Origin of the sequence: Devosia pacifica, from assembly GCF_014652635.1 — a bacterium.
GTDB classification, from domain to species: Bacteria; Pseudomonadota; Alphaproteobacteria; order Rhizobiales; family Devosiaceae; genus Devosia; species Devosia pacifica.
Map to the genome: position 1 here is coordinate 1,072,221 of NZ_BMZE01000002.1, position 6,360 is coordinate 1,078,580.

A 6,360-nucleotide genomic window follows, 5' to 3' on the forward strand; every position below is an offset into this window, starting at 1 on the left:
GGGCGGCGCCAAGTCATTTACTCAACCCAGATAACAGTCCTGCTGCCGTTCTCGACAAGCACCGGGCGATCGTTGAGGTAAACGTAGGAGTAGGTGGGCTGATCTGGCACGCCAATCAACTCGATGTCCTGAGGCACCGTGTAGCCAGCCGAGATTTCGGCATCTACCGCCACCGAGTCGACCGGATTGGCCAGGACGTAATCGGCAGTGGTCTGTTGGACAAGATAACCCGGTGACTGAATGAGCTCACGGGAATTGTTGTCGACAATCCAAACACGGTTGTTTGCGTAAACGTAGCCGTAATTGGGGTCGCCTTCGACCTGATGGACTGTGACAGTTTCCGGCAGCACGTAGCCAATTTCTGCCTGGTCAACGATGATCGGCTCAACAGGATTGTTTGCTGCATAGTCGATTGTGGTGGCAGCGACGCCAGCTTCCGATCCGATCAGGGCCCCGGCAAAACCGCCGACGACCGCACCGAGCGGGCCACCGAGTAGAAACCCTGCTCCTGCGCCGGCTGCGCCACCACCAGCGCCGCCGACAACCGCGCCGCCGTCTTCCGCCGTCTGCGACATTGCAGGTGTGGCACTGAACGCCAGAACCGCGGCTGAAGCTGCAATGAGGGACTTTATGTGGAGCTTGTTCATTTTTTGGTCCTTTCGAGCGATGTCCCGATACGACACCGCACTGTGAGGCATTGTCTTCTGATCAATGCCATTGCGATTGCGCCCCGCGAGCAATCAAACGAGAGCAGTCACCTTTTGTTGCAAGGATCTTTATCGAACCGCTATACGTGCTACTCGTAGATCCGTATGGCACATTATTTCCTTCAGCTCCGTGAAGGCAAAACCACAAGACCTGATCCCGGCGAGCACAAGTTTTCAAGTGCACCTAGAGCTATGGCTGCTGCACTTGAGGTCGCGCGTGAGATTGCAGACGATAGGATGCGAGACGGATTAGAGTTGGGAATTGACGCCGTAGAAGTTGTGTCGGAGAACGGCCAATATCTCGGATCCATTCTGCTTCGGTCCGTCGCTCGCCTCAACAGCTCAACCAGATGAGCTTAGCGCGCTCTCGACAACCACGGCATATTGCTTAAGCGAGGCTCGGTTGGAAAGCGGCAAAGCAGACCTTGTTGCGCCCGCTGTTTTTGGCGGCGAACAGTTGATTGTCAGCTGCTCGAAACAGGTCGATATAGGGCACTGGGCCTGAAAAATGCGTGCCGCCAACGCTCACCGACATGGTAATGGGCTGTTCGTCTGTCTCGATCGATGCTGCAGCGATTCCGGATCGTACCCGCTCGGCTATGGCTTCCGCCTGGCTCGGCGTCACGCCCGGGAGAAAAACGGCGAACTCTTCACCCCCGATGCGCCCCACAAGATCCATATTGCGCAGCACCTTGCGGATCGAGGCAGCAATTTCACGAAGTGCCTGATCGCCATAGTCGTGCCCGAATTGGTCATTGATGCCCTTGAAGTGGTCCGCATCAACGACGAGCAGCGCTCCGGTTGTTGCCACGGTTCCCTTGCGAGCCTCAGCCAGATAAGCGTCCACCAGAGTTACAAAAGCCCCCCGGTTCAAACAGGACGTCAGGCTGTCGGTGGACGCCAGAATGGCGAGCTCGTGCTGCGCGATCGCCAGTTGCCGCAGCTTGCGCATGAAAAGAAACAGAAGAGGGCCAGCAAGGCCGAGGGGCAGGAGAATATCGACGGCAAGCGCCCGACGCAGTTCCGCTTCATTCATGTTGGGGAAGTTGGCGCTGTCGACCAACAATGTGATGGCGATGCACACCAACGTCCCAAACAGGGGGATTGACCAGACGCGGCCGAGGCCGCGGGGGCTGAAATTCAGCAGATCGAGTCTCATGCAACGATCTCCTCCAGACGAGATGTATTACATTCCACGACGAAGCTTAAAAAAGCTGCCTATTCAGCCAGGGTGTTTTACCGGCCCCGCCTTCCTTTCCCCAAGTCGGTGTCGGGATCTAAAACTCGCTCCAGTCATCCTGCTTCAGCGCCGCATTGCCGTCGCTGAGATAGGTTTGACCGGCCAGCTCGACGCGGGATCGCGATGACTTCATCTTTTTGGCGCTGCTGGACGCGGTGCCGGAGATTGGGGTGGCATGTACCGGTGCCGTGACCTCGGGAACGCGCCGCGAGGAGTCTCCGGCAACGGCTGCATCAACGACGCTTCGATCGAACACTTCGGTCAGCAAACAACTTCGACGTCCAGCAGCGGCGTCCCGAAATTAAGTACTGCGGGAAGAGTTAAGTGACGGGTAAAGCGTGCGCGACTGATGTGGCGCACGGCCTCCGCTCGTGCAGGTCTGGGAGAGGAACAGCCCGCCACTGCGATCGGGAGTGAGAATATGACCGACAGCATCCGGAAGCGATTGCGCTCGCGCTGTACAATCTTGCCCAATCGATGCTCAATGATATTGTTATGAGCTTAAGTTCTTTCAAAGAACATAAATTCAAAAAAGCTATGTTTCGAAATGAAATAGGAAGGCTTGGTCAGGTTCTTACCGTTTTTCGTTAACTGAATTGTAACCATTATCGTTGTCACGCTGCTAACCCTGTGTTTCCTTGCTCGAAAGAATTTTCGATGGAGGGAGCTTGGGCATGGCAAGCGTACAAGGTGTTTATATAGCAATTTACGGTCGGCCGGCCGATCCGGGCGGTCTCGCCTACTGGAATGAGGTGACGAACAACGGCCAGGATCTCTCGCAGATGATCGCCGCCTTTACCGATGCGCCGGAGTTCTATGAGCGGTTTGCTGGCCAGAGCAACAGTGAGATCGTGACGGCGATCTACCAGGCGCTGTTCGGCCGTGAGCCGGATGCCGAGGGGCTGGCTTTCTATACGGATGCACTCGACAACGGTACGCTGCCGATCGAGACTATTGCCATCAACATTCTCGACGGCGCGCAGAACGAAGATGCGCAGATCATTCAAAACAAGCTGGCGGCAGCAGAGGTCTTCACCGCCAGCCTCGACACACCGGAAGAAATTGCGGCCTATAGTGGCGACAACGCCGAAACTTACGGTCAGCAATATCTCAATCAGGTCACCGCTGACCCCGACAGCATTCCCACCGGCGCAGAGGTGGAAGCGGCGATTGACGAACTCGTGGGGCAATCTCCCGGGGAAGGTCAGACGCCCGACGAAGGCGAAGGCCCTGCACCGGGTGGAGGAGGCGGCGGTGGTGGCGGCTCGGGGGGCTCGAACCTTCCTGACGCTGCCCAACTCTCCAGTGACGGAACCTTGACCATCGCTGACGGCGCTTACGCCACCATTTCTGTTGACAGCAACAATCGGATCGTTGTCTCAGCGCCCGGCTATGACACTGTCCGCGTCGCGTTGGACAGCGCCACCGTGCTCGATCCAAATGGTGCCAACATCACCATTGATCCTGCGAGCGCACCTCTGCTCGATGGCTACCTTTTTGCCAATGACAAGATCACCGTGATCTCGAGCGAGGACATCAAGGAATTTGGACCAGGAATTGAGGCCTTCAACGAGGCCGGTGTCGGCGACACGGTCATAATAGGCAGCCAGACGACGAGCGGATTAAATAAGGACGATAGTAGCACCTATGTCGCGGAAGGCGCCGATGGGCCTCTCGATATCATTGGCTACGACGTGCTGGACCTCACGCAGGTCGGCAGCAAGTTTAAGACGTTCTCGTCGGATTTCGAGAGCGTTACGATCCAGGATGCGTTTCTCGCTACCTACGACAGCGACGTGCGCCTGTGGGAGTTCAATAACGGCAACGGAGATGTCGAGATCTCCGACAGCGTTTTTTATTCGAGAGGCGGCGGCAACCACATCAAGGATGGTACGGTCGACATCACCGGCAGCACATTTGATGTGAAGTTCGGGCTTACCTATCTCAGCGGCGGCCACACCGCGGATAACAACACTTTCAATTTGACCGAAGGCACCGGGGGGTGGGGCGTTCAGATCTATGGGGACTACGCTCCACTCACCATTACGAACAACACGTTCAATGGAGAAAAGTACGCGTTCCGTATCGAGTCCAGCGCCGATGACCAGAGTGCTCTCGAAAGCCATGACATCTCTGGAAACACCCTGAACGGGCTGCTGGTCAACAATCTATCCGAGGCAGTGTTCGAAATTGATGCGAACACCATTCACGGTGTCGAGTATGATAGCGGCCTCTTCGGAGGTGTCGGTGGAGGCGCGGTAATCGGCGGCGCCGGTAGTGATTTCATCCAAGGCGGCAAGGATGCCGCCAACGATTTTCTATGGGGCGATGACCCGACTGTAACAGGCAAAGATCCTGCGAACTTCGGTGACGACCGTCTTGAGGGCGGGCTTGGAACCAATATCCTGATTTTGGGAACTGAAGCCCAGGATATCCAGCTTGGCGGTCAAGACACCATCGTTGCCAGTGGGGAAACGCAAGGCCAAGACGTTATCTTCAATTTCAATTTCGGACCGGTGGAGCGATACGACGACATCAGAAATGGCGGCGCATCGGGTGTCGCTGCTGAGGCCGAAGGTGCAGATCTTACCTTCGATCTTGTCGAGTTCCTCGGCTTCGACAGCATCGATGAGCTTGCTAGTGCTGTGACCATTAAACTTGGCGAGGACAATTCCGCGTACCAGACTGTGGCTGAGACTGCTGCAGGCGAGGATTTGACGTTTAACACCAACTCTTTCGAACTGGCGGGGAACACAGTTTATAGCGGCCCGGGCGGCAGCGAACGGACCGAGTTTGAGTTTATCGTCGAGTTTGATGATGGCGGTTCGCTAACCTTCGCGAATGCTCTCAGCAGATTCGAGAAGGGCAAATTCCTGGAGGCCATTGATCCGAACTGGGACGGGGATCCCGCGAATCCAACCTTTGATGCGGAAGAGGTCAACCAGGGGATGGATAGCCTGACTTACGCTGAAGGCAGCACGCCGACCGATGGGCTCGTGACGCTCACCGATGCGCAGGAGCTGGCCGTTCTTGGTCACCTGTTCGACCAAGGCAACTTTACGTTCGCATAAGGCCATAATAGGGAGGCAGAGTGACGCTAGCGTCACTCTGCCCAAGACCTTTCGCTAGCTAAACCCGCCGATCATTCCGGCCAGGTGCAGCGCCGTCCTAGCGCCTATCTTGTCCATGATGTTGCGCCGCTGACGAATGCGTAGCGCTCGAAGCCGACACGGCTGGCCAGGTCGCGCTGGCTGAGGTTGGCAGCCTCCCGGAGCCCCCGCAGCCATTTGCCTGCCTCGCGTCGCAGAAAGGCGACCTGTTCCTGATCTGCACTGTGCTGGGGGTGACTGTACATTGAACCGACCTACTTCCTCTAGCGATGTGACTCGGGAGGTAACTTCTCTAAAATTGTGATCAAGAATTAAGCAACCGGCAATTGCAACAGTTCAGTGTCAGCGCGTGCAGACCGCATTGATCCTGGAGTGCCTCAACTTGTCCCCCGCCTGTAAGAGAATTGCTTTCCTCCCGTTCGCGATCGCCCTGCTTGGGGCCGTCTCGCCTGCCGCTCTGGCCGCCGACTGGACAGTCGAAGGCATAAGAGGTCTGGCCTTCGTGCACGAGAATGCTGCGTGGACACCGCTCGAGCTTGGCGATGTGGTGACAGAGGTTCAAGTCGTCCGGACACTCGCAAGCGGACGCGTCGAACTTGTACGTGATGAAGAGCGCATCGAACTGGCAGGAGAGACGCAGATTGTCGTTCGTGATGCGCGCGGCCGCAAGTTTACCACTGTGGATCAGCATTACGGAAAGGTCACCATCGAAGCCGAAGTACAAGATGTGCAGCATTTCTCGGTCCAGACGCCCTACCTGGCGGCCGTGGTCAAGGGTACCCGCTTCACCGTGATCTCACGCAATGGCCGCTCCGAGGTCGAGGTCGAGCGCGGACGCGTGCAGGTTCAGGATCCTGTGCACCGCGTGGTCACAGAAATTACCCGTGGTCAATCGGCAAGCGTCTCTGAAACGACGGTTCTTGAAGTCGAGGGCGGCGGTGCGAAGCCGCCGATCTACACCTTTGAGGGTGAGGCAACAACGCCGCAGCAACTTGAGGCTATTGCTTCCACTTCACGTGCAGAACGGGCTGACAGGGGCGATAGCTCTCCAGCAACGACAACGCCTCGAGAGCCCGCTGTCACGACGCCAACCAGTTTTACGAGTGATCGGAAAGAGAGCAGCAACGGGAACGGTGGCGGCAACGGGAACGGCGGTGGCAACGGAAACGGCGGCGGAAACGGGAACGGCGGCGGCAACGGCAATGGCGGCGGCAACGGGAACGGTGGCGGAAACGGGAACGGCGGCGGCAACGGAAACGGCGGCGGCAATGGGAACGGTGGCGGCAACGGCAACGGTGGCGGC

General features: G+C 57.3%; 7 protein-coding genes. 3 read left to right on the forward strand and 4 right to left on the reverse strand.

The annotated features are described in order from the left end of the window. Nucleotides 1-17: 17 nt before the first annotated feature. The gene (locus IE127_RS12375; RefSeq protein WP_189425959.1) at nt 18-647 is read right to left on the reverse strand and encodes a DUF1236 domain-containing protein; all 630 of its coding nucleotides are present in this window, start codon (nt 645-647) and stop codon (nt 18-20) included. Nucleotides 648-812: 165 nt separating this feature from the next. Here IE127_RS12375 and IE127_RS19925 point away from each other — a divergent pair, with 165 nt between their 5' ends. Further along, entirely contained in the window at nt 813-1,061 is a 249-nt protein-coding gene (locus IE127_RS19925; RefSeq protein WP_373297315.1) for a DUF6894 family protein, read from the forward strand. Nucleotides 1,062-1,095: 34 nt separating this feature from the next. Here the strand turns inward: IE127_RS19925 and IE127_RS12380 are convergent, their stop codons facing one another. Then, on the reverse strand, nt 1,096-1,866 hold the full coding sequence (locus IE127_RS12380) for a GGDEF domain-containing protein (RefSeq protein ID WP_189425960.1): 771 nt from the start codon (nt 1,864-1,866) through the stop codon (nt 1,096-1,098). 118 nt (nt 1,867-1,984) lie between these two features. Continuing rightward, the gene (locus IE127_RS12385; protein ID WP_189425961.1) at nt 1,985-2,215 is read right to left on the reverse strand and encodes a hypothetical protein; all 231 of its coding nucleotides are present in this window, start codon (nt 2,213-2,215) and stop codon (nt 1,985-1,987) included. Between the two features lie 406 nt (nt 2,216-2,621). Here IE127_RS12385 and IE127_RS12390 point away from each other — a divergent pair, with 406 nt between their 5' ends. Continuing rightward, complete coding sequence (locus IE127_RS12390; protein WP_189425962.1) at nt 2,622-5,018, forward strand: DUF4214 domain-containing protein; 2,397 nt, start codon at nt 2,622-2,624, stop codon at nt 5,016-5,018. A gap of 104 nt (nt 5,019-5,122) precedes the next feature. Here the strand turns inward: IE127_RS12390 and IE127_RS12395 are convergent, their stop codons facing one another. Beyond that, nucleotides 5,123-5,302: a helix-turn-helix domain-containing protein gene (locus IE127_RS12395; RefSeq protein ID WP_189425963.1), complete on the reverse strand. Its 180-nt coding sequence runs from the start codon at nt 5,300-5,302 to the stop codon at nt 5,123-5,125. 137 nt (nt 5,303-5,439) lie between these two features. Here IE127_RS12395 and IE127_RS12400 point away from each other — a divergent pair. Then, the coding region (locus IE127_RS12400; RefSeq protein ID WP_189425964.1) for a FecR domain-containing protein at nt 5,440-6,360 on the forward strand (921 nt) is incomplete at its 3' end.

Bases quoted from the DNA above. Each gene is read 5' to 3' on its own strand.
- IE127_RS12375 (WP_189425959.1), bottom strand. From the start codon at position 647: ATGAACAAGCTCCACATAAAGTCCCTCATTGCAGCTTCAGCCGCGGTT.
- IE127_RS19925 (WP_373297315.1), top strand. From the start codon at position 813: ATGGCACATTATTTCCTTCAGCTCCGTGAAGGCAAAACCACAAGACCT.
- IE127_RS12380 (WP_189425960.1), bottom strand. From the start codon at position 1,866: ATGAGACTCGATCTGCTGAATTTCAGCCCCCGCGGCCTCGGCCGCGTC.
- IE127_RS12390 (WP_189425962.1), top strand. From the start codon at position 2,622: ATGGCAAGCGTACAAGGTGTTTATATAGCAATTTACGGTCGGCCGGCC.
- IE127_RS12395 (WP_189425963.1), bottom strand. From the start codon at position 5,302: ATGTACAGTCACCCCCAGCACAGTGCAGATCAGGAACAGGTCGCCTTT.